The organism is Peribacillus sp. Aquil_B1 (assembly GCF_022603275.1).
In the GTDB taxonomy this organism is placed as follows: domain Bacteria; phylum Bacillota; class Bacilli; order Bacillales; family DSM-1321; genus Peribacillus.
This window is the reverse complement of record NZ_JAKXEE010000001.1, coordinates 1,075,919-1,098,404: the sequence shown is the minus strand read 5'-3', so window position 1 is coordinate 1,098,404 and position 22,486 is coordinate 1,075,919. Positions and strand designations below refer to the sequence as shown.

38 protein-coding genes are annotated in these 22,486 nt (G+C 37.8%); 1 reads left to right on the top strand and 37 read right to left on the bottom strand.

The features are described 5' to 3' along the window. Positions 1-75: 75 nt before the first annotated feature. From MPH60_RS05575 to MPH60_RS05495, 18 genes are all read right to left on the bottom strand, one after another. Positions 76-597: a hypothetical protein gene (locus tag MPH60_RS05575; RefSeq protein ID WP_241589740.1), complete on the bottom strand. Its 522-nt coding sequence runs from the start codon at positions 595-597 to the stop codon at positions 76-78. Between the two features lie 70 nt (positions 598-667). Next, positions 668-1,237, bottom strand: coding sequence for a hypothetical protein (locus tag MPH60_RS05570; protein WP_241589741.1), 570 nt, complete (start codon positions 1,235-1,237; stop codon positions 668-670). A 1-nt stretch (position 1,238) separates the two neighbouring features. Next, positions 1,239-1,649 (bottom strand): minor capsid protein, encoded by a 411-nt coding sequence (locus tag MPH60_RS05565; protein WP_241589742.1) that lies wholly within the window; start codon positions 1,647-1,649, stop codon positions 1,239-1,241. Next, positions 1,646-2,140 (bottom strand): HK97 gp10 family phage protein, encoded by a 495-nt coding sequence (locus MPH60_RS05560; RefSeq protein ID WP_241589743.1) that lies wholly within the window; start codon positions 2,138-2,140, stop codon positions 1,646-1,648. Before MPH60_RS05560 ends, MPH60_RS05565 begins: the two co-directional genes overlap by 4 nt. Next, positions 2,140-2,505, bottom strand: a complete 366-nt coding sequence (locus MPH60_RS05555; RefSeq protein ID WP_241589744.1) for a hypothetical protein — start codon at positions 2,503-2,505, stop codon at positions 2,140-2,142. The genes MPH60_RS05560 and MPH60_RS05555 overlap by 1 nt, the downstream gene beginning before the upstream one ends. Beyond that, positions 2,506-2,865 (bottom strand): hypothetical protein, encoded by a 360-nt coding sequence (locus MPH60_RS05550; RefSeq protein ID WP_241589745.1) that lies wholly within the window; start codon positions 2,863-2,865, stop codon positions 2,506-2,508. A 9-nt stretch (positions 2,866-2,874) separates the two neighbouring features. Continuing rightward, positions 2,875-3,042: a DUF7210 family protein gene (locus MPH60_RS05545; protein WP_241589746.1), complete on the bottom strand. Its 168-nt coding sequence runs from the start codon at positions 3,040-3,042 to the stop codon at positions 2,875-2,877. A 36-nt stretch (positions 3,043-3,078) separates the two neighbouring features. Then, positions 3,079-3,339 (bottom strand): hypothetical protein, encoded by a 261-nt coding sequence (locus MPH60_RS05540; RefSeq protein ID WP_241589747.1) that lies wholly within the window; start codon positions 3,337-3,339, stop codon positions 3,079-3,081. Positions 3,340-3,357: 18 nt separating this feature from the next. Further along, positions 3,358-4,377: a major capsid protein gene (locus MPH60_RS05535; RefSeq protein WP_241589748.1), complete on the bottom strand. Its 1,020-nt coding sequence runs from the start codon at positions 4,375-4,377 to the stop codon at positions 3,358-3,360. A gap of 44 nt (positions 4,378-4,421) precedes the next feature. Further along, positions 4,422-4,781, bottom strand: coding sequence for a hypothetical protein (locus MPH60_RS05530; protein ID WP_241589749.1), 360 nt, complete (start codon positions 4,779-4,781; stop codon positions 4,422-4,424). An 11-nt stretch (positions 4,782-4,792) separates the two neighbouring features. Then, positions 4,793-5,440 (bottom strand): phage scaffolding protein, encoded by a 648-nt coding sequence (locus tag MPH60_RS05525; RefSeq protein ID WP_241589750.1) that lies wholly within the window; start codon positions 5,438-5,440, stop codon positions 4,793-4,795. 77 nt (positions 5,441-5,517) lie between these two features. Next, a complete protein-coding gene (locus MPH60_RS05520; RefSeq protein WP_241589751.1) occupies positions 5,518-6,633 on the bottom strand; it encodes a phage minor capsid protein in 1,116 nt (371 codons plus the stop codon). A gap of 6 nt (positions 6,634-6,639) precedes the next feature. After that, entirely contained in the window at positions 6,640-8,253 is a 1,614-nt protein-coding gene (locus MPH60_RS05515; protein WP_241589752.1) for a hypothetical protein, read from the bottom strand. Between the two features lie 57 nt (positions 8,254-8,310). After that, on the bottom strand, positions 8,311-9,084 hold the full coding sequence (locus MPH60_RS05510; protein WP_241589753.1) for a TRADD-N-associated membrane domain-containing protein: 774 nt from the start codon (positions 9,082-9,084) through the stop codon (positions 8,311-8,313). 83 nt (positions 9,085-9,167) lie between these two features. Beyond that, complete coding sequence (locus tag MPH60_RS05505; protein ID WP_241589754.1) at positions 9,168-10,445, bottom strand: PBSX family phage terminase large subunit; 1,278 nt, start codon at positions 10,443-10,445, stop codon at positions 9,168-9,170. Beyond that, on the bottom strand, positions 10,432-11,274 hold the full coding sequence (locus tag MPH60_RS27695; protein ID WP_272492798.1) for a terminase small subunit: 843 nt from the start codon (positions 11,272-11,274) through the stop codon (positions 10,432-10,434). Before MPH60_RS27695 ends, MPH60_RS05505 begins: the two co-directional genes overlap by 14 nt. A gap of 244 nt (positions 11,275-11,518) precedes the next feature. After that, on the bottom strand, positions 11,519-11,653 hold the full coding sequence (locus MPH60_RS27690) for a hypothetical protein (protein WP_272492799.1): 135 nt from the start codon (positions 11,651-11,653) through the stop codon (positions 11,519-11,521). 59 nt (positions 11,654-11,712) lie between these two features. Further along, positions 11,713-12,135, bottom strand: coding sequence for a hypothetical protein (locus MPH60_RS05495; RefSeq protein WP_241589755.1), 423 nt, complete (start codon positions 12,133-12,135; stop codon positions 11,713-11,715). 360 nt (positions 12,136-12,495) lie between these two features. Here MPH60_RS05495 and MPH60_RS05490 point away from each other — a divergent pair, with 360 nt between their 5' ends. Then, positions 12,496-12,879 carry a hypothetical protein gene (locus tag MPH60_RS05490; RefSeq protein WP_241589756.1) on the top strand — a complete coding sequence of 128 codons (384 nt, stop codon included), beginning with the start codon at positions 12,496-12,498 and terminating at the stop codon, positions 12,877-12,879. 42 nt (positions 12,880-12,921) lie between these two features. On the opposite strand, the gene MPH60_RS05485 is transcribed toward MPH60_RS05490, so the two are convergent. The 19 genes from MPH60_RS05485 to MPH60_RS05395 all read right to left on the bottom strand — a co-directional run bounded on the left by MPH60_RS05485 (position 12,922) and on the right by MPH60_RS05395 (position 22,482). Beyond that, positions 12,922-13,344 (bottom strand): ArpU family phage packaging/lysis transcriptional regulator, encoded by a 423-nt coding sequence (locus MPH60_RS05485; protein ID WP_241589757.1) that lies wholly within the window; start codon positions 13,342-13,344, stop codon positions 12,922-12,924. Positions 13,345-14,217: 873 nt separating this feature from the next. Continuing rightward, on the bottom strand, positions 14,218-14,613 hold the full coding sequence (locus MPH60_RS05480; RefSeq protein WP_241589758.1) for a hypothetical protein: 396 nt from the start codon (positions 14,611-14,613) through the stop codon (positions 14,218-14,220). Then, positions 14,610-14,801 carry a hypothetical protein gene (locus tag MPH60_RS05475; RefSeq protein WP_241589759.1) on the bottom strand — a complete coding sequence of 64 codons (192 nt, stop codon included), beginning with the start codon at positions 14,799-14,801 and terminating at the stop codon, positions 14,610-14,612. Before MPH60_RS05475 ends, MPH60_RS05480 begins: the two co-directional genes overlap by 4 nt. A 161-nt stretch (positions 14,802-14,962) precedes the next feature. After that, positions 14,963-15,514 carry a crossover junction endodeoxyribonuclease RuvC gene (locus MPH60_RS05470; protein ID WP_241589760.1) on the bottom strand — a complete coding sequence of 184 codons (552 nt, stop codon included), beginning with the start codon at positions 15,512-15,514 and terminating at the stop codon, positions 14,963-14,965. Next, on the bottom strand, positions 15,492-15,647 hold the full coding sequence (locus MPH60_RS05465) for a hypothetical protein (RefSeq protein WP_241589761.1): 156 nt from the start codon (positions 15,645-15,647) through the stop codon (positions 15,492-15,494). The genes MPH60_RS05470 and MPH60_RS05465 overlap by 23 nt, the downstream gene beginning before the upstream one ends. Beyond that, positions 15,647-15,784 carry a BH0509 family protein gene (locus tag MPH60_RS05460; RefSeq protein WP_241589762.1) on the bottom strand — a complete coding sequence of 46 codons (138 nt, stop codon included), beginning with the start codon at positions 15,782-15,784 and terminating at the stop codon, positions 15,647-15,649. Before MPH60_RS05460 ends, MPH60_RS05465 begins: the two co-directional genes overlap by 1 nt. Further along, complete coding sequence (locus tag MPH60_RS05455) at positions 15,777-16,049, bottom strand: MazG nucleotide pyrophosphohydrolase domain-containing protein (RefSeq protein ID WP_241589763.1); 273 nt, start codon at positions 16,047-16,049, stop codon at positions 15,777-15,779. The genes MPH60_RS05460 and MPH60_RS05455 overlap by 8 nt, the downstream gene beginning before the upstream one ends. Further along, positions 16,049-16,267: a hypothetical protein gene (locus tag MPH60_RS05450; protein WP_241589764.1), complete on the bottom strand. Its 219-nt coding sequence runs from the start codon at positions 16,265-16,267 to the stop codon at positions 16,049-16,051. The genes MPH60_RS05455 and MPH60_RS05450 overlap by 1 nt, the downstream gene beginning before the upstream one ends. Positions 16,268-16,271: 4 nt before the next feature. Continuing rightward, entirely contained in the window at positions 16,272-16,889 is a 618-nt protein-coding gene (locus MPH60_RS05445) for a sigma-70 family RNA polymerase sigma factor (protein WP_241589765.1), read from the bottom strand. Further along, positions 16,870-17,145, bottom strand: a complete 276-nt coding sequence (locus MPH60_RS05440; RefSeq protein WP_241589766.1) for a hypothetical protein — start codon at positions 17,143-17,145, stop codon at positions 16,870-16,872. Before MPH60_RS05440 ends, MPH60_RS05445 begins: the two co-directional genes overlap by 20 nt. A gap of 116 nt (positions 17,146-17,261) precedes the next feature. Beyond that, a complete protein-coding gene (gene ssb / locus MPH60_RS05435) occupies positions 17,262-17,750 on the bottom strand; it encodes a single-stranded DNA-binding protein (RefSeq protein ID WP_241589767.1) in 489 nt (162 codons plus the stop codon). A gap of 102 nt (positions 17,751-17,852) precedes the next feature. Then, entirely contained in the window at positions 17,853-18,032 is a 180-nt protein-coding gene (locus MPH60_RS05430; protein ID WP_241589768.1) for a hypothetical protein, read from the bottom strand. Further along, complete coding sequence (locus tag MPH60_RS05425) at positions 18,013-18,522, bottom strand: hypothetical protein (protein WP_241589769.1); 510 nt, start codon at positions 18,520-18,522, stop codon at positions 18,013-18,015. The genes MPH60_RS05430 and MPH60_RS05425 overlap by 20 nt, the downstream gene beginning before the upstream one ends. Before the next feature lie 2 nt (positions 18,523-18,524). Further along, positions 18,525-19,442: a hypothetical protein gene (locus MPH60_RS05420; RefSeq protein WP_241589770.1), complete on the bottom strand. Its 918-nt coding sequence runs from the start codon at positions 19,440-19,442 to the stop codon at positions 18,525-18,527. Next, positions 19,417-19,695 carry a DUF3310 domain-containing protein gene (locus MPH60_RS27685; protein ID WP_241589771.1) on the bottom strand — a complete coding sequence of 93 codons (279 nt, stop codon included), beginning with the start codon at positions 19,693-19,695 and terminating at the stop codon, positions 19,417-19,419. The genes MPH60_RS05420 and MPH60_RS27685 overlap by 26 nt, the downstream gene beginning before the upstream one ends. 146 nt (positions 19,696-19,841) lie before the next feature. Then, entirely contained in the window at positions 19,842-20,525 is a 684-nt protein-coding gene (locus MPH60_RS05410) for a hypothetical protein (protein ID WP_241589772.1), read from the bottom strand. 13 nt (positions 20,526-20,538) lie between these two features. Next, a complete protein-coding gene (locus tag MPH60_RS05405; protein ID WP_241589773.1) occupies positions 20,539-20,883 on the bottom strand; it encodes a hypothetical protein in 345 nt (114 codons plus the stop codon). Positions 20,884-20,900: 17 nt separating this feature from the next. Continuing rightward, positions 20,901-21,725, bottom strand: a complete 825-nt coding sequence (locus MPH60_RS05400) for a DnaA ATPase domain-containing protein (RefSeq protein ID WP_241589774.1) — start codon at positions 21,723-21,725, stop codon at positions 20,901-20,903. Continuing rightward, positions 21,685-22,482: a DnaD domain-containing protein gene (locus tag MPH60_RS05395; RefSeq protein WP_241589775.1), complete on the bottom strand. Its 798-nt coding sequence runs from the start codon at positions 22,480-22,482 to the stop codon at positions 21,685-21,687. Before MPH60_RS05395 ends, MPH60_RS05400 begins: the two co-directional genes overlap by 41 nt. Between the last annotated feature and the right edge of the window lie 4 nt (positions 22,483-22,486).

Here is a 22,486-nt window from a genome sequence, read left to right as displayed (position 1 = left end):
TTTCAACTATAGGAGTATTTAAAACCTCTGTACGTCCTCCCAGACGTGTTGAAAGGTTAAATACAAGAGTTTCTATTATTGAACTGGTGTCGGAGTCTCTGGAGTCCCTGTTACCTTCTTGACCAGGTTCAAGAATTTCATTTTTCCTTGAGTCAGTACGAAAGACTTTTTTACGCGTTTGATTAATTTATCCACATCATTTTCTTCTAGGATTGCATCGTAAATATTAAGGATGTCATCAAACTTCTGTTCTTTAATAACGTTTACTTCTACTCCGCTTAAAACAGATAGTAGTTCAAAAGCCCTGTTAGGTAATTTAATCAATATTGTCTCGAATGAATTCACACCGTTTGTAATGAATTGGGAATTCACTTGCGCTAGATCAATATCTTGAATGTCTACATCCCACAAATCTGCATCACCGAATATCGTACTGAATAAACCTTGTAAAGATTCATCATCACGCAATTCTTTAATGATGTTGTTTACCACCTTCATAACACCTTCAAATTGGAACCCGTTCAATTCTTCAATCTCATGCTGAATAACTTTTTTTCCGCCTTCTTCATTCTTGATTTTTAAATTAATAGTTGTCATGTAGTTTCCTCCAATTATAAAGACACCCCGAAGGGTGCCCGGTTTTTTCAGTATTTTTTTATAGTTTAAATTAAGCTACAGCGTTCGGATCTTTCCCACCGATATAGAAGAAGTTTCCTGGTTTGCTTACATCGAATCCATCGCGCGGGAACATGGAGTATTCAATAGGGATATTACTTTGCTCATTTTTGTATGATCGAGTGAATTCACCAATTGAAGCCATTTTGTAGATAGTGATGTCGTAAGATTTATCCGTACCCATGATACGCGGATGGATAGTAACTTTCCCAGCTCTCGACCTCATTGAGGTGCCAATTTTGGCATCCATCAAACCTACAACATTCCCAGGCGTTGCCGTGTCAGTGATTGTATCTAAATAACTCATAGCCGCTTGCAGAACTTTAATTGACTCTTGTCCTGCTGAGAAAGTTACCGTTCCATCATAGGCTGTGATGTATTTGTCATAAACAGACTCCCCAAAATCAGCAAATTGAATATCAGAAAATTGAGGTGTCAAAGTAACTTCTCCGCCTTCCACCTGCATATTCTCTTTTCCGTCAAATTTAATTGTATCCCCAGCTGCTGTTGTTACCGTGATATCAGCCAACCCAAACGGTACTTTGATTTCGCCTTCTGCCATGTTAATTTTCCTCCCTTAATGTCGCTCTTATATTTATGGAATACTCCATCTTGTCATCCGATACACCTAAACGAATAGGCTCAGACAACGCAAATAAAGACTGAACATAAAATGCTCGGTCACTAAAAATATCACTGTCTTTTACAAATAATCGTTCCTCAACCCTGAAATCTTTATTATCATGAAACAGATCATAAACTTTTTGTGCAATCAACTCCGCTTTATCCCAATCGGATGATCGGATAAATATCATGTATTCAGGATATCTCCATTTAAAATCGTAGGTATCAGGATTTCCTCCACCTTCTGTAAAAATGGTTCCTGTATCCATATTCCCGGTATAATAGTTGATGGTCCACAGAAAATCAGGGAATTCCCTTTCTGCTTCAGTTTTTAAATATCGGTGAATCATTCCTTGTCACCGCCTAAAAGTCTTTCTAATATTCGTTCGTTCATTTTGTTGTAATCTTCTTCGGTGGCATTGATTGCATTTTGGAGGAACTTACGACCTGCTTTGTAACCTCTCCAAGTTGGTTTTCGGAGCGTCTTGCGCCCTTTACCAGCAATGTAATAATTATCGAACTTTGCTCCATTGTCGAACTTGTCACGTATCCCCATTTTACTAGGTTCTTCGTGACGCCTTAGGGCATACTCAAGATTAGAACCACCTTCAACTACGATTAAACCGCCTTCCCTTGTAGCTGGACCAAAGTTTATACTCTGTTCAAGATCACCAGTATCTTTAGGAGCTAAAGCTTTGGTACCCTCTTCAACAAGTAAGCCGTATTTAGTCATTTCCACTTTGGCTATACGTTCGACCTCATCTTCCATCCCGAAAAGTAAATCCTCAAATTCCTCAAGACCATCCCATTCTAACCGGATTACATCGTCTTTTTCAGACATTAGTTTAACCTCGGTGATTTATTGACGTAAATCGTTCGATAATAAACTTTATCGCCGCCATAATTTAGGGTTTCTTGTATGCCCTCAATCGAACCTTTGGTTACCTTTCCGAACCGATCAACCCATTCGACTTGATAACCCTCTTCCACCTTTGTTTCTGGAGGGATCTTGATGATCAGAACGTTTTTAATTACTTCACCATCTACTTCCAGATCAACATCTGTCGTGTGTTTAACACGAGCTTTTGAGCTTGTTTTAGTGTAGGATGGTCGACCGTAATCATTAACCTTCCTACCATAATCATCTACCGGACTTCCACTTGGGCTAGAGATAGTTATAACGTCCTTCATAGGAGGTTTTGGCATTTAAATCAACCTTCCTACATAAGCACGAGTACTACTTTTTGTCGTTTCGGTAACTTTGGCTATGATGGATATAACCTCCGGGGAAATGTTGCCTGTATCAAACGAGAAGGATATTTCATCCACCTTCATGGATTTCACACCTTGTCGTTTAAACTTGGCAAACTCTTCATCTTCACCTTCAATCATATAAATGGTTTGCAAGGCGATTATTTTATCCGAGAGTAAAGTTTCATCGAAATGATTCTTTAACATCTCTTCTGCCGTGAATGCAATCTTTTCACGAAGGTCTACAGGAAGATCAGTATAATGCTTTGTATAATGCAACTTATGAAGATACTCATCTATTTCAATGAACGCCATATCATTCACCTACTTTTCTTGAACTACATCCACATTCTTTGTTTTTCCAGCTTCCGTTTTAGCAGAAACTTTATCACCAAGATGATCCGCTTGGTCTTTTGTTAGTTCCACATCGTCACCAGTTTGGATAATCTTTCCGTTGTGTAGTAGATATTCATTAGCAATATATTTTGGCATGATGTACCCTCCTTTAAAGTGAAGAAGACAAAGAAATTAATCCTTGTCTTCTGCTTTTATTTCTACATATCCGATAGATGCGTAATGTTCAGCTGCACCTTTCGGAAGTTCCGCTTCTTCCCCTGGTCCTTTATCGCCAATGTAGCAATCCAGGACTTTTACTTTTACAGTATCAGGACCTTCAACAGAATCAACCGGTGATTCTTCTGGTGCTTCTTGGGTTTCAGTAACATCATTCAGTTCTTTTTCATTCAATTCTTCTACATTAATTTCTTGTTCTTTTTTAGCTTTAGCCACGTTCATTCCTCCTTTAACTTAAGCAATCGTGAATGCATCGATGTGGTGGATTAATGATGGTGTTTCAAGGATTGGGAAACCTGCTCCAACTGTTCTGATCACTGATTGAATCGGCTCTTTTTTATCATAAGCATCCATATAAATTCCTGGTTTGAAGTTATTTTCAAGTGTTGGGCCTAATTTGTACTCATTCCCTCTACCTTTGCCAAGCATAACGATTCGGTTAGCTGGCATAAATTCTTTCACCACTTTTTGACCTGTGAAGTTGTCTTTATATGATGTTGTACGTTCTTGGATCACTCGGATTGGTGGTAATCCGTAAGTATCCAGAACTCCATTCAATTGTTCAACAGATACCCGTGTAGCAGTTGATTCCCGTCCCGCTTCAGCAATAATTGTTTGGTTGCGTAGCAATCTAGCTTGAATTTCACGGGAAATCCACATAACTTCAGGAAGTTGACCATTAAGCGCAACATATTTGTCCACTTCAGCCATAAGACCACCAACTACATCGAAATCAACAGTGTCTAAATCAGCACCAGTTGTCCAAACTTTCTTGTTTTCTGCTGGAATATCATAGTTGAAAGCAACCTTAATATTCCCTTGCGCTTCGAAACGCCCTTTAGTTAGTGCTTCCATCTTTGCAAGTTGAATTAATTTAAGGGAACCCTTAACCAAATCCACAGATGTTACTGTTGTAGCATCAATAGCAGCACGGTGTTCTGCATCGTTACGTGCTTCATTTAAGGCTTGAAGTTCTTCGTATGTCATGATGTGTTTTAGACCGAAGTAAGCAATTTCCCCTGCTTTGCTGGCAATTGCGTTACGATCTACTACCGGCGGTTCTGCACCATACCCCATGTATTCAGCAATGAAGTTGTTATTTTCGATAATGTCATAAGCAAACCTACGATTAAAAGTTGTTACTGTTGGAATGAATTCATCTGCAATGGATAACGGCGCTTCTTCCGTTGTGATATCCACCAATGCTTGAAGTGCTGGTTTTTGAAATTCCTCTAAGTGCGTAATTCCTGCCATTATTATTTCCTCCTAATATTCCAAATAATTTTTATAGTTATCTATTAACGAGAGATGTAACGGATCATTGGTGTTTTTGTCTTAAACTCTGCTGTAACGGATGCAGGAAGTTTAGCAGCGTAAACCGAACCACGTGTAAGAACTTCACCGACCACTGTATTTGATGCAACATTAACCACATCGACATTAAGAATACCTAAATCAGCGTAAGTAGCCCCATTCACATATTTGACCCATAGCCCTTGGTCTGCTCCTGATGCTACTTTACCGATTGCTTCACCTAACGCATAGGCAGAACCGCCTTTAAGTGTTGCACCGACTTCGATATATTGAAAATGTTCGGAAGCTAGAATGTTTTTACCGCCAGTGAATGCGGTTTTTGTTTGATCCAAATTGTATGGCATTGTTTTTCCTCCTATAATCTAATTTGTTTTCTTTCTTTCAAGTCTTTGAATCGTTCTTTTGCACGAGTGTATGCATCTTCTGGTTGTGGATTATTGCCTTTTTGTTGGGCACCCGGTACATATCCGTTTGGTTTCGGTTCACCAAGAACACTAACTAAGTACGGTTTATCCGCAGCCAACTGTTCAAGTGCCTCTTTGACACCCTCTACTGAACCATCTTCTTTCACAGAAAAAGAAGACTTATCCACTAACTTATCCACAGCTTCCAAATCAACTAGGTTCAATTCTGTTCCAATGGCCTTGATTTCAGCTTGAATCAATCGGTCATTAGCTCGTTTTTCAGCCGCCTGGGCTTGTTGTTGAGCTGTTGATAATTGTTTTTCAAACTCCACATTGGGATCAGGGTTAATTCCTAATGCTGTGAACATTTTGTTGATTAGTTCCTGCTGTTGATTAGTTGAATTAGTTTCCAATTCCTTTGCTTTAGTCCGATACCTGGCGCTTTCTTCCCTTAATTTCCTTACATATTCCTCATCGTACACTTTAGGTGCTGGTGGGTCTGCTGGCGGGTCTGCCGGTGGATCAGTTGGTGGTGGATCTGCAGCAAAGAATTGTATATTCAACTTTAACAACAGTAATTTCTTTTTAATGATATGCATCAAGCATCCTCCTTTTATAGCCACCTGGACTATCCCTAGCTTTTAAACGTCATCAGGGTTGGACAAAATAAAAAAGCCTATGAAATAGACTCTCGGGCTTTGCTTCTATACATGCTTTGTAACTCCTGATATTTAAGGGAGTTAGATCGTTTCATTCTTCTGAAAGCCCCCAACGTCTTTGGTGCTTCAGCTCCCAATACACTTTGATATCGAATGAATTGTTTCTTTTCCTCATTGGCTTTCCTGCGAATTGCCTGTTCTTTTTCATAAGCTTTGCGTTGTGCCGGGGTCCTGGTGTCTTTCTCAGGCTCCCATTTTTTCCACTTATCCTTTTCAGCTTGAATCTCTTCAGGCGTTTTAAATTCTTGAACGTATGGCCTCGTGGTCCCTCTGCAATTAGGATGATAAGGCGGAAGCCTCACTTCATCCTTGGTTTTAAATCCTTTTGTTTCTCCAGATAAACTTACAACCATTCCGCTATATTTGGAGCATATAGGGCATGTATCGCTGTTCTCAAATATCTGGGTTAAATCAACGCCTGCTTCTTGATAACGCTGATTAGCACCAGTAACATGAGCATCGCGTGTCTTTGTCGCAACCGTTGTGGCTGCGTAAAAGTCTAAGGGTAATTTCTTGCCATCCCTTGTAATGAATGAGGTCATTCCCTCTTCTGCAAATTTCCTCATGACTTTTGCAGTAACTCTTTTACGAGTTTCACCGGTAATAGCACTCTTTACCAGTTCAGTTTTTATTTCTTCAAGTGTACCCAAGATAGTGGTATTAACACTCTTTTTAGCTTTCCTTATGGCTGCTTGCATATCTATAATGGTCTTCTCAGTCATAGCGTTAACAGCTTCTAAATGAATCCGTTTCTGTATGGCTGTAGGATCTGATTCTAAAGCTTTCAAGATAACGGCAGCCTTTTCAGTTGGGCTTATACCTGCTAACATCGCACTAGCCACCACTTCACGTAAGGCAACCGCAGCTTCATCCATACCCTCGTTATAAGCATCATTTAAAAGCCCGGGTATGATTTCTACTAAGGTCAATCCTAAACGGTCTAATGATCCTGTAATGGACTTGATAAGCTTTAATTTCTTCTTATCGTTTAATAGGTCATCAACAGATGAAGCACTGTTGAATATATCTTCCATTACTCCATTGATGTGTTTGATAAGTTGTTCTTGATTCATGGGTTATCACCCTTCATCCTCAATCACATTACCTTGTGCATCCCGGTTATCCTGTAGGTTAGTTAATGTCTGCCGGCCGACTGCTAATGAAGTGGAATCATCAGATTGTTTTTCCTCTTCAATACGTGCCAACTCTTCCTCAATCCATTCTTCAGAGGCATGAGGGTTATTCCTTCGGACAGTCGTTTCAAGTGACTGTGCTGATCTTCCGTTAACACCCACACCATTAAAGGCATTCATGTTCTCTTCAATAAGCTCTTTCTTACTGATTGGAATCATGCCGTTTAATTGAATTTCCGGTTCTTCAATGGTTACGTTATCGTCATCATTATTTGCTAACCACAAACAGTTTTCATATAGCTGCTGCAAGAACGCCACATATTCGCTTTGTAGTTGTTCTGCTTTAATGATGGAGATAAATAAGTCATAGAACTTAGCAACACCTGAGATTGAACCGTTTGCTCCAGAATCCATATAGAAATCCACGGCCTTTTCAGATGTCTTCGTTTCCATTAACATTAATTTGATTTGGTCTTTAACCCATTCCATATTACCAATCTTGGTTATATCAATCTGGATAACTTCCATTGCTTTTCCGTTATCATCGAAAGTAGTTAGTTCCAAGTCTCTATGATCTAATGGGGCACCTTCAAATCCGTATCTCTCGAAAGCTTTTTCTTTTAATGCTTCGAATATCTCTTTTGATATAGCTATTCTCGGCTTACCATTACGCATGAACGTCAAAGCAGCACTTGTTAATGTCCAGTTGATTTCATCTTGCTTGCTTTCTTGGTTCTTTAAGCATGATGAACCTAGTGGAGACATGAAGTTCTTTTCATTGGCCCAATAAACAATAAACGGCCGTGATCTTCCGATATAGGTGATTTCCAGTTGATCAATGCCTAACTTTTCTTTAACTATCCCCGGATCCTTAATCTCTTCGGTTGCATCGCCTTTAAGCTCATATAAGAAGTGATTTGATTTTAGGTTGTTTCCTTCTATCCGCTCACGATAAACATGGAGATATTTCACTTCGTCTATTCTTCTCTCATAAGCAAGATCGGCACCGAGTCCGTCCTCATGTGGAAAATAAACATCCCTCATTTTGAAGTCGATCCGTAAGCCTCTTTCGTCTTTCCAAGGAACACCAACAATCCCACCGTCAATTTGATGCTGCAGGATATTTCCGTAATGTTCAAACTGGAGATTGCTGTTCTTTGTTATTTGCTTGATTAATTCATCCTGCAAATTATCAATCTCTGAGTTATTAGCACCCTGGGCACCTTCGATAATTTCATCTGTTTCAGCATTAGCTGCTTTGTTCTGTTCATCAGTTGATGCAATAGATGACTTTATCTTCCCTATGGTCCTTGATACCAACATGGCCGGTATTTCCGGTATAAGTTTAGATACGTTAGCAATAATATAGGGCGCCTGAACATTCAAGGTCTTTTGTCTGCCCTCTAAGATATTGCCAACAATTTCACCCTTTTCTATAAGGTCATTTGCCCTTCCGAACAACTCAGCGTGATCACCGTTATAAAGCTTGCGATAAAACCAGACTTTATCATGATGTTTTTCCACCACTGTTTTATTCCAGGTCGTCCAATTGATTGTCATGATAACACCTGCCTTAAAATAAAAAGACCCTTATTAAAAAGGTCTTCTTTGAAATATTCATTCGGTTTTAGTCTCTACACTCTTATTTATACTTACTGCCAACTCAACAAGAGCATCTTCTCGCTTATCTTTATTCTCAATTTTTGATAACAAAAAATTCGCAAAATGAAAATGGTGAGTATTTACAAATCTGTTATGGAATTGTGTAAGTGAATTTACAGTTTCAGAATGCATTTTCAAATAAATAACTGCAATAAAGTTTGACAATATAGCACCTATAGCTCCTACAGATGCAATGATTATTTTATTTTCCAATTCGTTTGATATGTTTGTAATTAAGAAATAAAAGGTTACTCCTATTATTATGAAACCTATCAAGATACAAATTAACCCAACAATAAATAACCATGAACTTTGCTTTAAATTTTCATCATAGTATCTCTTTAGTTCAAGATGGTGATGTTTAAATAATTTTTCTGACCTCTCTTCAATAGAAGCATGCTTTAAAGAAAGTAAATCCAATTCATTTTCAATTTCTTGCAATTCCATTTTGTAAACACCACCATTAGTTCTCATTAATGGAAAAAGAAAAAAAATCAAAGCATATAAAATAAACATAAAGTTTAAAATTGATATCTTTGATCCACCGATGGAGTTTATAAGAAATGGTGTTGGAAAAATATTAAATATTAATGGGAGTATAAGACATAAAATCCCCATAGCATTACACAATCTATTGAATCCTCTTAATCTTTCAATCCTCTTCTTTAAATCGGTTTTTCTTGATTGCAAAATTTCTTTAAGTTCGATTTGTTCTTGGTATTCTTCCATATTGACCTCGCAAAATCATTTTTTCAAATAATATCATGATTTTACCAATAATTCACTTGAAACTTTTCTTTTTCATCTTATTTTTACCAGGCTGAATTATTACTAATTCCAGCAGTAGGAGCGAATATAATCGTACTAATAAAATACCTGTCACTATCCATGTGATGGTCATTTTGTTTAATGGGTTTATCCTCACCGCGATCAGCTGCCTTTGCATCCCAAATATAAGAAGAGAACTCACGGAAGGTTTCTTTGCAGCAGTCATTATAAAGAATGAACTTTCGGTTCAGTGCATTGGCTACATTCCTTATTCCGTCCTCTACTGCATTTTTTGCTTTGATAACATAAAAGCGATCTTTCTTTAATTGAGCAATAAAACTCGCTGCAGATGGATCCACGATAACCCCGGATATCCGTATACCTTGAACAAATCCTTTTAAGTCTTCACTGTACTCGGCATCAGTACGCTGTTTAGATTCTTTTCGGCCTTCATAGTGATATTCCTTCACTTTGTACCAAGTCTTGTTATGCATCCCCCAAAGTCCAAATACTGTTGGATTCTGTGTACCATAATCAATCGAGACATAATACTTGGAGTATGGCCTGTCAATCGTTGGGACTTGGTGTTCATCCTTGTTAAACATGTCGTATATGATGCCTTCTGCAAGCACCCACAACCCTAATATATAGCGCTGAAAGAAAACACCGCTGTACATTCGCTTGTAACGCTCTTTGACCCGCTGTGACAACGAAAGGTTATCATCCATTGTGAAATGCAAATGGAACATGTTTTTTTCTTTTAACTTATCCAGGTACTCAAGCTTGAACCAATGATAAGGTCCTGCTGGGTTGCAGTTATACCAAAGCTTTGAACCGTCCACTGAACAACGGGCGGTTGCTTGGTTAACAAAGGATTCAGGCATCAATGCAACTTCATCAAAGAACATGCCAGCCAATGTTATCCCTTGAATTAAATCTTGAGAACTTTCATCTTTACCACCAAAGATATAAAAGTGATTTGTTTTGCCACGGAAAGAAATCGACAGGTAATTATCCGCTCGATGATCTTTGACCTTGTATTTTCTGCTTCTCAGCATTCTTTTTAATGGGGTAATAACGTTACGACGTAAAGCTCCAATAGTCTTTCCTGACATTCCAAGGTTTTCATCGTGAAAGGTATCCATAGCCCACATTACATAAGATAAGGACATTACGACTGTTTTACCGGCACGTACAGAACCATCACAAATGATTCCATCTTTATCTTTGTGTGGAGATCCATCACGCCACCACTTGAGAACCTTTAGCTGCTTTTCGCTAAATGGCTTAAAATTGAACAGGGCCGGTTTAAGCTTCTTCATCCCAAACCACATCCTTACCGTCCAATGCTTCTAAGAATCCATCGTCCTCATATTCTTCCTCATCTTCACCATTCACTCTTCGTTGAGCAAGCTTAAGTTTTTCTGACTCAATTTCACGCTTGAACTTATCAGGGAATAGGTCGAAGTATAAGGAAAGTTTATCGAGTGCTTTCATCTTGTCCTCTAACTTAATTGAAACCCCTTCTTTGCCTTGCTTCACTTCAGCTATTATAGATCCGTCAATGGCATCTGAGTTTTTAAAATCAACGTGATTCACTTCTGCCATAACCGGCTCTCCATCTTCATCCAAACCAACTTCAATCTCTTTTCTACCGAACGTAAGGTAATCTGTTATATCTGAAAAGGCAATCTTAATGTATTTGTTCAATACATCCATAGCATCAATGAACACACCTTGAGCCATATCGCTTTTTATACGTTTAATTTCTGATGCAATCTTAGGCTTTCTTAGGAGTCGATGTCCTTCTACGTGGGCACTTGATGGAGCATAACCCGCTTTAATCATTGCTTGGGTAGCGTTGAATGATTTAACATAGTACAAACAAAATAGACTTTGCTTATCGGTTAATTCATCCCACTCCACAATAATCTCTTTCACCTTGACTTGTTTCGTTTTAATTGTTGCCTCTTTCGCACCTTTGGTTGCATCCTTCTTTATGGTTGCATCCTTTTTGGTTGCATCCCTCGACCAACCTTCACGGCTTTTCCTACTCTTTAAAGTACCTAGTTTTATATCATGCTTCTCAGCTAAGTCTTTTAATGTAAGGTTTGATGACTCGTATTCTATTCTGATATTTTCCCAATTCATTTACATCACACCTCAACCCCCAATTAAATATCAGAAATATATTTCTTTTATTAGTTTTTTTTGGTATATTTATCTTAGATGTAGAGTCAGATTGCGGTCTCACCCACCGTAAATCGTATCTGACTTAAAGGGTGAAAGACTATGAAAGTATCCTATAAGGACTTCTCTTTTGAAGTGACCAGTGCATTTGTCGCTGTTCTTGCTGGATTAGTAGCAGGCTTGTTCCTATAAGGGACAGGCTTTTTTATTTCCTCCTTATCGCTCCACCGCGGCCCCTTACATATGTGGCAGCATTCATATTCATTAACTCTTCAAGATCTCGGCGACTTAGCTTTTCTTTCTTTTTAACAGGTTCCTTTTTCTTTACAGACGGCTTCATTTTTCTCACCCCATAAAAAAAGCAACCAAGTTAATGGATGCTCTCTGTTCTTTTTATTTCTAAGGACGTAATGTACCATCTTGGCCGCGTGGGTTCTCAGGCGATATATCTTCTCTTCTAAGGTTCTTCCAATTAGTTATTAGTTTCTTGTCTAAAACATCATAAGAAGTGATTGTTAATATTTCATATTCTTTAACCTGTTCAATAAAGGTTCTGCCTGTCCGGCATAACCAATCATGAATTTTTACATCTTTCAAATTACATGGACCATTTACCAGTGCAGTACCAGAAACCCTCAACTCTAACAGAGGTACATCTTTTTTTGTAAAAAATACACCTTCAAAGTCTGCTGTTCTAGGGCTTGGAGAACATTTAATTTCATCTTCCCTTGCCTGTTCTCTTCGTTTTTCTTCTGCATCTCTTGCTCTTACGATTGCTTGTTGTTGGCCAGTTTTATCTCTCATATCATATCTAAAACCCATATTTTTCATCTCCTTATAACAAGAGATTCGACAAAAGGGACTATTTCCCTGCTGATATTCACTCTAAACTAGGCACAAGGTTTTTACTTGAACGTTTACTTGTTAGCGATCATGTAAGCTACATGCCTAGTTTACAAAGAATATGGACGGCACCCGGCCAAAGGTACCGTCTCACAAATATGCAAAGTGGTTTCCCCTCCTTTTGAGAGGGTGATATTGTCAATTCTTCATTTTATCATCTTACTACGTATTTTCCTTTAATGTAATGCGTTTTTACTGCGTTTTTCTGCCATTAATAATTTTAAAAATGAACCGATATAAAACTGAATTCATTTATTGCTGGTAGGAGGTAAAGAGTTGTTGAAAAGTATATGGAATTTATTTTGTATTCTTTTAGTTCTAGGAGCATTAGGATCAATTTTTATGGGACCGATTTCTGACACTTCTAGTGAAGGAACAACAGATAATAATATGGTATCAACAGAATCTGAAGGTTCGAATTTCGATTTAAAGACTGCAAATGGAGATTTATGGCTTAAGTTATCTTCAAATGAAAAAAACTCTCTAATAAATCAAATCACAGATAGTATTAAGATTGCTCATAAATCTGAGATTACTGTTGGACCTGAATATTTTGTAGAAGCTTTAGATGCCTTTTATGGTGGGACAGAAGAGAATAAACAAAAGGTTTTAGAAATGGTAGTCCTGATCGGTGCCAATGAGGGTGTAATAACTCTAAATTAATAATAAAAAGAACCCTATACAATGGGGTTCTTTTAGGTTTAATTAATTTAAATTAAAAACGTTGGCCACTACATTAATCATCTCTCTTTTTAATCTGTAATATGTTCTATCGGTAATATCTAAATCATTATAAACCTCTACATCTCTTTTCCCGAGAATATAACGATCTTCCCATATATGCTGCTGGATGAGTTTTAAGCTATCGTACACCAGATTCAACTTCCTCTTGGTCCTTACATATTCTTCAATCTCAAATTCTGTTATAGCTGCATCCTCTACTGAACTATGAAACTGGTTACCTCTTTGGATCTCACTTGGTTCCGGGTTTTGTGTCATCCTTGGTTCAAGGTCTAACTTTCTACTCTCAATGAGGGCATCCAGTATCTTATACCTGCTCATTAACTTCTCCGCCTGACGTTTAGCTTCTTTGCTGATGGATGTATTTAAAAATGATAACTGGTTCATGTTATTCCTCCTACACTATCTATTCTTACTGTGAACTAACTATCAACATTCCATCGGAACCTTTTGTCCTTTCTAACATATACTTTAATTAGAGTTTTCACATTTTATATTTCCTTTCGGATTAGTAACTATCTTTTGCCTGGATAGTTACTTTTTTGTGTCCAGGTTTAGTCGAACTATGAATTAAATTCTTTTCAAATACCCACAATAAGATTATCTTTAGTAAAAGGAGTGGCAGCACTGGGCTTTCTAAAATTTATACTTTACATACTCTTAGCTATCCTATTAATATCATCCCTAGGTTTTATCTTTTATAAGATTTTTAAAACTGAAGGGAATGGGCTCTCTTGGGCTTTCGCTGCGTATGGAATAATCCTTATTTTTACGTTAGCTTTTTGTTTGATCTTTTATTGGATTTAATAGTTTATTCGTACTGTTCGGTTAAACCGAATACTTCATATGTCATATCCATAACGTTTGTTTTAATAAATTTCCTTAGCAAGAATACTCCTTCGCCTTTTTGGAATAATAACGCTACAATCAAAATATGGAGGTTCTATATGCGATTAAAATTCCCCCTGCTCTTTTCAATTCTTGGCATTATTGTTGCATCTTTATATGGCGTTATTATGATTTATCAAGCCCTCAGCAAAAGTAACCTTTCTTAGTTACTCATCATGTGTCAGCTCCGCAACGAACTGTGAACTATTTCTTTTTGAATAGTCTCTCTTGTTTCCCCTTTAGAAAGCTTAGTCCAAACCGCAATAGCCTTAGATTCACATTTCTCACAAAGCCATCTACTAGGGTCTATCCAATCACACATTCAAGACAACTAGCCATTTATTTCACCTTCTTCTTACTTCACAGTTTGTGTCAACGACGACTCGATCCATCCTCTAAACTGATTCTCACCTTATACTTAAGTGCATTGATTTCCTCTCGAGTGCTCTCAAACGCGTTATTCCATCTTTTCATATTCCCGTAGGCAACAGCTTCTTCTTCCCTTAAATCGATTACGGCCAATTCTGCCATTTGTGTTTTACTCTTTGTAGCTGCAAGATATGCTTCTGCATGAACTCTTTTTCTGGTGGCGTAAATCCGTTTGTACTGTTCGGAAAACTCACCTGATAATTTACCAATGAATACAAGGATCTTGGATAGAATTTCTATGCGAGCAATTTCCATACCGTCGTAAGGGAGATAATCTAATTGCTTTTGATATTTCATAATTTCTGCAAGGTGTTTATCTATCCATTCAGGATTAGTCATTTTACTTTCCGTTCTTTGGCTGTAGTTCTATAATCGACTACCTGATGAAGAGTATATCCACGTGGTATCTTAAAAATAATCCTTAGGGTTAGATCGTTAACAGGCTTGCCGCTCAATGTAATTTCCTTCACAACATTCCTTTTTATTTCCTGACCTGTTTTTTGGTGGCGAAATATATAATCAATCATCCTTTTCTCCCTCCTCACTTTCTTTGATTTTTCTATATGCCAACAGCAACCCCAATGCGCAAAACCATGCGGAGTGTGATATTATTTCTGACATCTCTCTTGTAATTGCTCCATTCAACGCATTTATTGCATCACAAACCATAAAAATTATGATAATTATGTTAATTATCCTTTCCTGCATGTTTATCATCACTTTCGTCATAAGATTTTTTTAAGACTTCAATTTGATATTTTGTTAATTGAGAAACTTCATGAATTGCCTCAGCCATTTTAGATAACACATAAGCATCACGGATATTGTCACTGTTACTTTCAAATCCCCAAAGCTTGTATATAGGAAGTACCATGTTGTCCTTTTTCACATTTCCTTTACCTGTTGCGAACTTCTTCACCGATGTTGGTGGGACTTCGATAACCTCAAAGCCCTCGTTATATAGCATGTAACGAATAATCCACCCTATTCCATATTGAGTGCTAACTCCTTGTCCTTTTGATCCATAAGAGAAGCCTTCGATACAAATTACATCATCAGGTTCTAAATAACTAAGAATCTGGGTGGCTATATCCTCAAAACGTTCAATATCTGTTGTTTTTTTTGTTGTGATCTCAGCAACTAACCCTTCTGTATGCTCATCGTAAAATTTACTGTTTTTGTTATATAAAATTGATAATCCTGTTTTTGTACTTGGATCAATTCCTACGTATCTTTTCATCTATTACAACCTTCTCCCGGTACAGTTTTTCAATCTCTTTCGGTTTTAAGGAAAGCAGGTAACTATCACTGTATTTGGTCACATTTGATAATTGGAATAACATGTCCCAATAGTCTTTGTTGATTTTTTTCATTATTCCAGACTCTCCCCAAGTGAATCTAAGTAGTAATTTTCTAATTCTTTAATGCTCATTTTCTCTAAGTAGGATTTACTGTAGCCCATTTTTATCGTTAAAAATCCAACAAGGAAATCTCTATCTTGTTCAGACACTGTCCTGCTGCTCCTTTACCTGTTCAGCAATAGCAGATGCAACAGCCGCTACATGAGTTAATTCCATATACAGATCACTGGCATCGGTATCTTTTCCCCATCCTTTTTGTTTCTGCATGGCTTGGGCTACTTCTCCTACTTCCTCAATTAAGATTTGTAGCCAAGCGCCCATATCATGTCTCTGTAAGCCCCACTTTTGGTTTTGACGCACTCTTTCTGTTAACACATCTTGATTTACTGATTGCATTAATTGGGTAACTTTCATTAACTTATTTCCTCCTTGACGCTTTCAAATTGCTGCATGAAGTATTCCGCTATTTTTAAAGCCGTTTTCTCCCCAATTCCTGGCACAGTATCGAGGTTACTAAGCAATTTCGCAAACTCTTCGACCATTTGTTCTTTATTTCTTTTGATTCCTGCTGACACACCCATGTTGTAAGCTTTTAAGACGGTAGGATCCAATGGAGAAATAGGCTGTTTCATTCGGTTACGCTCCTTTTCTCATATTATTTACCGCTCTTGTGTACGACTGACCAACTGCTTGATGGCTTATACCGCCTAATATTTCGCCAATTTCAACGTCGTTATATCCTTCCAACTTCAACATGATTACTTCCTTTTGACGATCAGTAACTCTTTCTATTAACAGTTCGATCATCATTTTGTTAATGACGTACTTCTCAACGTTTGTATTCGCTGTGAAAAAGTCGATAAGCTCTGTTTCGCTACTTGTTTCAGCGTGATAACTAAACTCATTACACAGATCTCTTTTTTTGGCCGTTAAAATGGTTATGAATTTACCAAACTCGTGTTTGACTACCATGAAAATAAAGGATGAAAAGGTCATTCCTCTTCCAGTTTCAAAACGGTCTACAGCTCTGAATATCTCCATCCGTCCCATTTGCATGAAGTCTTCAATGTCTAATTTGTAAATGTTTTTCATCCGTTCTACATTCACAATGCCTTGAATACAGCTGTTAATCACCCGGTCAAATAAATTCCTATTTAACATTTCCTCGACTACCTTCCTCAAAAGAGAAGGAGGGCAGTCGGGATCGTGTTTTGTAATGGTTTCTAATTGTTCGTCAGTTGCCTTCAGAAACATGTTCTTCCTCCTGAATAATTTGATCTTTATTTAAGAACTTCCCAATTTCACCAATCAACTTTTCAGTCATATTTTTCTGCTCATAATATCTATTGTCCGCTGCTTTTCTCTTTTGTTCCGCTCCTTGTACCGCAGCTTGATAAGCTCCATTAATTGTTTGCCGAATGTCACTACTGGCCTTTTCGCTCAATTGGATGCCATGTTCTTCCTGGATGCAATGTTTAAGGTGGTTTACGAATTCCGATGGTAATTTCATCCTTCCCACTCCTTAAATTGCGATATATGCCCGGTTCTGAATCCGAGCTGTTCGTTCTTAGGTAGGTTTAGTTAATTGGGTGTGCTTGGTTTATAAATTCTTTAGTACGTTCCTGTTCAAAAGGGGAGATCGTCGTCACTGATATCCACTGTTCGTCCGTCGTTTGAAAAAGGATCATCTTCAACCCTTGTATAGTTATTATTTTGCTGCTGTTTCCCGCTGTTGCTTCCATAACTGTTGCCACCTGTATTTGTATTGCCTTGGTTATTCCCACCTGTATTCTGGCTTTTAGGCTCTAAAAACTGTACCGCTTCAGCTAGGATTTCCGTCACATATACACGTTTACCGTCTTGTCCTTCATAATTGCGTGTTTGGACCTTTCCATCCACTCCTGCAAGTGAGCCTTTTTTTAGGAAGTTCGCTGCATTCTCTGCCGGTTTTCTCCAAACCACACAATTTATAAAATCTGCTTCACGTTCACCTTGCTGATTGGCAAAGTTGCGGTTTACTGCTAATGTAAATGTTGCCACCGGCACTCCGTTGGGCGTGTAGCGCAACTCTGGATCTTTTGTAAGTCTTCCTACTATTACAACGCGATTCATCATGTGTTTTTCCTCCTGTTCGGGGTTGACGTTCGCCCCTTTTGTTGACGTATAATTATTATGGGATTTTATACGCTCTTTTTGTTTGAAGAGAATAAAACCCAGTCATTTTGTTCCTTCATACCGCCATGTATCACCTTCTTGAATCACCATGCCTTTTATAGTGGACCGCAGCCCCAATTCTTTTATGACCTGCTTTCTGTTTATAGCAGTTGGATAAACCGTTACCACTTGTAAAGATGCGCCCTGTCTTCTGTATTGAGTTTCAGTTACGTATCTTCTCATTCCCTTCCCCCTCCATGAAAGCTTCAAGTAAATCTTCCGTAGGGCTCGAAATTAAGCCTTCCATCCATAGGTCGTAAGCATCTTTAAAGTAATGAGATCCAAATATCTTTTCGTGAGCTTCTTTCCACGCTTTGTCTACTGTTTCAATATTTTTATGAGGTCCTCCATCTCCAGTGTGATGGTATCCGCATAAAGGAACCAGGTTGCGCCAAACACCTCGGCCACCGATCCCATAGCCTTTATGGGTAACGTGGTGCAACTGGTATTCAGGACTCATACAAACCGCACAATGTTCACCATAGAAATGTAATGCCTTAATCGCTTCTTTCTTTGGTACTGCCCCTCTTTGCTTCCAGTGTGGGATCCGTCGGTTATGAAACATGAGAACATTTGTATTTTTCTTTTTTGGCTTTTTCTTAGGCCGCCGTTCCTTATATCTCGGCTTTTCCTTCGGTTTAGATACTGGCTTAGGCACCGGGCGAAATTCCATCCCTACAACACCTCTTTCAACAATGCTCTATAAAGCCCTATCTCCTTCACCTGACTTTCCAAAGCATTCCGGGTGTCTTTGTATTGGTTGACCATTATCTCGTTCTCACTGGCATAATACTGGGCTTTCTGTTTCCATTCATTCGAATCTTTTTTCAAAAGTTCCACTTCATCTTTCAGATCGCCGATTTCATCTTCCAAATCTCCCGCAGCATCTTTTAACTGTTTGATTACTTCAGATTTTTGATCTTTCAAGAGTAATAGTCTGCTATTTTCATTGCCCAGGTGTATGTTTGCTTCTTCAAGTTTTTCTACCTTATTGATCAACTCTGGATATTCCTTTGCTTGTTGTTCTAATTCTGTAATACGTAACCGCAAAAGTTTTTCCGCATTCTCATCAACCGCTACAACAGCTGCCACTTTTTCCTTTACTTCCTGATACTCTTTTGTTTGACTTTTAGGTTTTGTTTGTGGATCCTGCTTTGGGTACCATTTCTTTTTGTAATAATTGATTGTTGCTCCTGTTACCCCGATTTCTTTCGCGATTTGGCCATCAGTTTTACCCTTGTATTTAAAAGCTTCGTATTCGCCTTTACTTATTTTCATATCCTTATTAACCTCCCGTTTCCCTTTTTTTAGTCCGATGTCATCTAAAAATTTTATAAACGGAACTTCCTTCATCCCTAATGCTTTTCTGATATCCATCTTCCTAGCACCTGACTCGATTAGATACCGGACATCACCAGTGGTCATATCTTCATCTTTACTGAGCACCTGACGAATCTTTTTTCCAACGCTATCATTTTTCAAAGGATCACTTAATTTTTTAATCTCCGCACATATTGGACACCTTTTGTCTTTGCATTTAATGTAATCCCCATGCTGATCAATAAGGTTATTTATCCGGACTATTGACTTCATGAGCTTCCTCCAGCTCGATTAATTTATTTAAATAATTCGCAGCCTTCTTTAAATCCTCCACACCATTTTTGTTCTGATACCTTATTACGTATTTCAAGACATTGCCGATGAAAAACCCCTGAGAGACACTAGTCGGATACTTCATAGCTAAAAGTGCTATTACATCTAAACCGCCGTTATTATAATGTGAAGGTCTGTTTATGACATCATTAGGAATGTCCTCATAGTTAATGTTTTGATTTGGTTGATCCACGTTCCAACGCCTCCTTCCAAATTCTTTCAAGTTGCGGTTTTCTCGTCGTTTCCCAATCAAGGAGGCATGAGCAAGGGGTTACTTGCCAAACCCCTCCAATTACCTCTGTGTGTATGTGTTTATGGCTTTTACATTTAGCGCAAGAATCAATAGTCATCGTGTTCATAACCATATTCAACTTCAATTTCTTCTTCATCTACAATCAACTTCGAACCATGTGTGTATATTTTGAAGAGAGTTTCTTCTATACCGTGCAATCCACCCATGATGACGTTGTTTTTGAATTCCTTATCGTTAATTTTTACCGTATTGAGCTTCCCTTCTTTATCTATTGAAATCCGATATTTGCATTCATATTTCGACTTTCCTTCTTCTGGATCAAAGGAAATGAACCTCAACACCCTGACGTCTTCATCGTCATGGAAAGAAATTCCTGTTCCGTAAAGATCATCGTCATATTCCACAGCTTTTTCCTTCATTTGACTAATTAATTCAGAAAGCTTATATTCACTTTGAACATCTGAAAGCATGTCATTTAACGATTCTTTTAATTTTTCAACGCCTTGCAAGTGTGTTGCTTCATCCATTTTCTCTTTGATTACATTAAGGACCATAGTATTGTAGGCTGCTATATCAAGCTGTTCAAAGTTGATATTTATTTGTTTTTCAACTTCAGTTTTAAGGTTTTTACTAAAATCACTCCAAGTTCCAAAAACACCTTCTACGATTGACTTAACTGTTGATGCCACTTGCTTTTCAACTATTGTAGTAACTGTTCCTTCTGCTTCCATTTTCGCTAAACTTTCAATCACCATTTTATTCAAATCCATTTTTATTCCTCCATTACTTCATTTTTTTCTTCGGCTTACCTTCGATCAAATACGTCATATATTCCCACCGATTAACCAACTCATTAAAAGCCGATTCATCTTTAGTTGATAACGCTAGATTTATAAGTTCGTAGATATCTTCACCTGTCAATTTAACCGGCAGCAATTTCACATCGTATTTATTAACCCATATCACATTGTTTTCAACTGGTTTTCCATCTGGATGAAAGGTTGGTATGAAACCCACTTTGTACTGCATAACACCGTCCAAGTAACCAACCATTCCTTTTCTAAGTCGAGAGGCATGATAATGATTAGCATCTAATTCCACCCAATCTCCAACTTTGAATGTATCCATATGGATCCTCCTTTTAGTTAGAAAGGTACATTCTTAACTCGCTGATCCTCTGTCTTTGCGAAAACCACGTATCGAGGATTCTTGAATAATCTCGATATAATCTTCTTATCGTATATACTCTTTAATTGAACACTGGAGAGGTTTGAAGTTGTGATGGTACTTTTATCTTGTCTGGCATTCAAAACTGCTCTCAGTACCCTTTGTATAAAGTCAGTGGCTTGTTTGGTTGTGTCAATGCTGCCAACCTCTGCTCCTAAGTCATCCAATACTAGGAAATCAACTTCCGATAGCAGATTAACAAAATATGATTCTGTAAATTTACTTTCTTTGTTGTTGAATGAATCCTTGATTTTCCGAATCATTTCGTCAATGTCGATGTATAAGCAGGATACTTGGTCCGAAGAATCATGAATATTTTTCAATAAGCTGTAGGCTAAATGGCTTTTACCTGCGCCTGTAGTCCCTTGAATAAAGATGTTAAATGTATGTCCATCTCGATATTGTTCAGCTAAAGTCATAACCTTCTGTTTATTTGTCCTTTGCTCGTCCTGATTTACTTCATAAGTTTCGAATCTGGCATCAAGGATTGTTTTATCGCTAATCAAACTTTCTCTAATTAACGTGTTGTGTTTAATAAGGCGTTGAGCGTTGTCATAGAAGTGTTGCTGTTCTTCCCTTAGTAACTCGTCCTGTTTCTCTTTTTCGCACCGTGGGCAAACTTCTAAGTCGTCAATTAACATCATCTGTACTGGTTTGATCACTTTTTTTCCCAAAGCAACTATTTCATGTTTGTCACATGTTTTAGAAAGGAAGTTCAACCCCACCGAATATGGAAGTTTCATCTTTTCCAGCTTGTCCGCCCCCTTTGCGATTTAATTCGTGTGATAGAACATCATTAATCGTTCTTAAGTTAAGACTGTTCCAGTTTTTAAGGATTGCTTCTATATAGTTCCAAGTCCGTTTGTTTTGTGCTAAAGCTCTTTTCATAGCTTCAATAACAACTTCTGGTGATAAGTCTTCTTCCCACGCTCCTATGGTTTCTACAAGGAAAGGAGAGATAACTCCGAAATTTTCTTGATAGAAGACAACCGCGTCCGGATTATTATTTTCTTTTTCTTTTTCTTTTTCTTTTTCTTTTTCTTTTTGTCCACGTATCGTCGACGTATCGTCACACGTTTCGTACACGCATCGTGAAAACTCATTAGAAATGGATTCGTTAGGGATATGATTCATAATCTCCCAGAGTAAAGTCTTATCTTTAACTTCTGACAATTCTTTCTTCACACAATCAAGGACAGGCTTTCCTGCTTTATTGAGGTTGTATTTCCCCCAATGGATGATAGCTAATTCCCTAGTCTTGTCGTTGTACTTAACAAGTTTGTGCAAATTGATAAACCGTTCCAATAAGCTGCAGATTGATTCTGTTGAATATCCCAAATCAAAAGCCATTTGTTTTTTTGTTATCTGATAAACACCAATTTGAGTAGTGTTAGGATTGGTTAGTAGGTATAAATAAAAGTATTTATCCTCAGGAGTCATTTCTTCTAACACTTTTGGATCTTGCCAAAACTCAACATGAATGTGTCTGTATTTAGCCATATTT

Coding starts and splice junctions, on each gene's coding strand:
- MPH60_RS05575 (WP_241589740.1), bottom strand. CDS start 597: ATGACAACTATTAATTTAAAAATCAAGAATGAAGAAGGCGGAAAAAAA.
- MPH60_RS05570 (WP_241589741.1), bottom strand. CDS start 1,237: ATGGCAGAAGGCGAAATCAAAGTACCGTTTGGGTTGGCTGATATCACG.
- MPH60_RS05565 (WP_241589742.1), bottom strand. CDS start 1,649: ATGATTCACCGATATTTAAAAACTGAAGCAGAAAGGGAATTCCCTGAT.
- MPH60_RS05560 (WP_241589743.1), bottom strand. CDS start 2,140: ATGTCTGAAAAAGACGATGTAATCCGGTTAGAATGGGATGGTCTTGAG.
- MPH60_RS05555 (WP_241589744.1), bottom strand. CDS start 2,505: ATGCCAAAACCTCCTATGAAGGACGTTATAACTATCTCTAGCCCAAGT.
- MPH60_RS05550 (WP_241589745.1), bottom strand. CDS start 2,865: ATGGCGTTCATTGAAATAGATGAGTATCTTCATAAGTTGCATTATACA.
- MPH60_RS05545 (WP_241589746.1), bottom strand. CDS start 3,042: ATGCCAAAATATATTGCTAATGAATATCTACTACACAACGGAAAGATT.
- MPH60_RS05535 (WP_241589748.1), bottom strand. CDS start 4,377: ATGGCAGGAATTACGCACTTAGAGGAATTTCAAAAACCAGCACTTCAA.
- MPH60_RS05530 (WP_241589749.1), bottom strand. CDS start 4,781: ATGCCATACAATTTGGATCAAACAAAAACCGCATTCACTGGCGGTAAA.
- MPH60_RS05525 (WP_241589750.1), bottom strand. CDS start 5,440: ATGCATATCATTAAAAAGAAATTACTGTTGTTAAAGTTGAATATACAA.
- MPH60_RS05520 (WP_241589751.1), bottom strand. CDS start 6,633: ATGAATCAAGAACAACTTATCAAACACATCAATGGAGTAATGGAAGAT.
- MPH60_RS05515 (WP_241589752.1), bottom strand. CDS start 8,253: ATGACAATCAATTGGACGACCTGGAATAAAACAGTGGTGGAAAAACAT.
- MPH60_RS05510 (WP_241589753.1), bottom strand. CDS start 9,084: ATGGAAGAATACCAAGAACAAATCGAACTTAAAGAAATTTTGCAATCA.
- MPH60_RS05505 (WP_241589754.1), bottom strand. CDS start 10,445: ATGAAGAAGCTTAAACCGGCCCTGTTCAATTTTAAGCCATTTAGCGAA.
- MPH60_RS27695 (WP_272492798.1), bottom strand. CDS start 11,274: ATGAATTGGGAAAATATCAGAATAGAATACGAGTCATCAAACCTTACA.
- MPH60_RS27690 (WP_272492799.1), bottom strand. CDS start 11,653: ATGAAGCCGTCTGTAAAGAAAAAGGAACCTGTTAAAAAGAAAGAAAAG.
- MPH60_RS05495 (WP_241589755.1), bottom strand. CDS start 12,135: ATGGGTTTTAGATATGATATGAGAGATAAAACTGGCCAACAACAAGCA.
- MPH60_RS05485 (WP_241589757.1), bottom strand. CDS start 13,344: ATGAACCAGTTATCATTTTTAAATACATCCATCAGCAAAGAAGCTAAA.
- MPH60_RS05480 (WP_241589758.1), bottom strand. CDS start 14,613: ATGACTAATCCTGAATGGATAGATAAACACCTTGCAGAAATTATGAAA.
- MPH60_RS05475 (WP_241589759.1), bottom strand. CDS start 14,801: ATGATTGATTATATATTTCGCCACCAAAAAACAGGTCAGGAAATAAAA.
- MPH60_RS05470 (WP_241589760.1), bottom strand. CDS start 15,514: ATGAAAAGATACGTAGGAATTGATCCAAGTACAAAAACAGGATTATCA.
- MPH60_RS05465 (WP_241589761.1), bottom strand. CDS start 15,647: ATGAAAAAAATCAACAAAGACTATTGGGACATGTTATTCCAATTATCA.
- MPH60_RS05455 (WP_241589763.1), bottom strand. CDS start 16,049: ATGAAAGTTACCCAATTAATGCAATCAGTAAATCAAGATGTGTTAACA.
- MPH60_RS05450 (WP_241589764.1), bottom strand. CDS start 16,267: ATGAAACAGCCTATTTCTCCATTGGATCCTACCGTCTTAAAAGCTTAC.
- MPH60_RS05445 (WP_241589765.1), bottom strand. CDS start 16,889: ATGTTTCTGAAGGCAACTGACGAACAATTAGAAACCATTACAAAACAC.
- MPH60_RS05440 (WP_241589766.1), bottom strand. CDS start 17,145: ATGAAATTACCATCGGAATTCGTAAACCACCTTAAACATTGCATCCAG.
- ssb (WP_241589767.1), bottom strand. CDS start 17,750: ATGATGAATCGCGTTGTAATAGTAGGAAGACTTACAAAAGATCCAGAG.
- MPH60_RS05430 (WP_241589768.1), bottom strand. CDS start 18,032: ATGAGAAGATACGTAACTGAAACTCAATACAGAAGACAGGGCGCATCT.
- MPH60_RS05425 (WP_241589769.1), bottom strand. CDS start 18,522: ATGGAATTTCGCCCGGTGCCTAAGCCAGTATCTAAACCGAAGGAAAAG.
- MPH60_RS05420 (WP_241589770.1), bottom strand. CDS start 19,442: ATGAAGTCAATAGTCCGGATAAATAACCTTATTGATCAGCATGGGGAT.
- MPH60_RS05410 (WP_241589772.1), bottom strand. CDS start 20,525: ATGGATTTGAATAAAATGGTGATTGAAAGTTTAGCGAAAATGGAAGCA.
- MPH60_RS05405 (WP_241589773.1), bottom strand. CDS start 20,883: ATGGATACATTCAAAGTTGGAGATTGGGTGGAATTAGATGCTAATCAT.
- MPH60_RS05400 (WP_241589774.1), bottom strand. CDS start 21,725: ATGAAACTTCCATATTCGGTGGGGTTGAACTTCCTTTCTAAAACATGT.
- MPH60_RS05395 (WP_241589775.1), bottom strand. CDS start 22,482: ATGGCTAAATACAGACACATTCATGTTGAGTTTTGGCAAGATCCAAAA.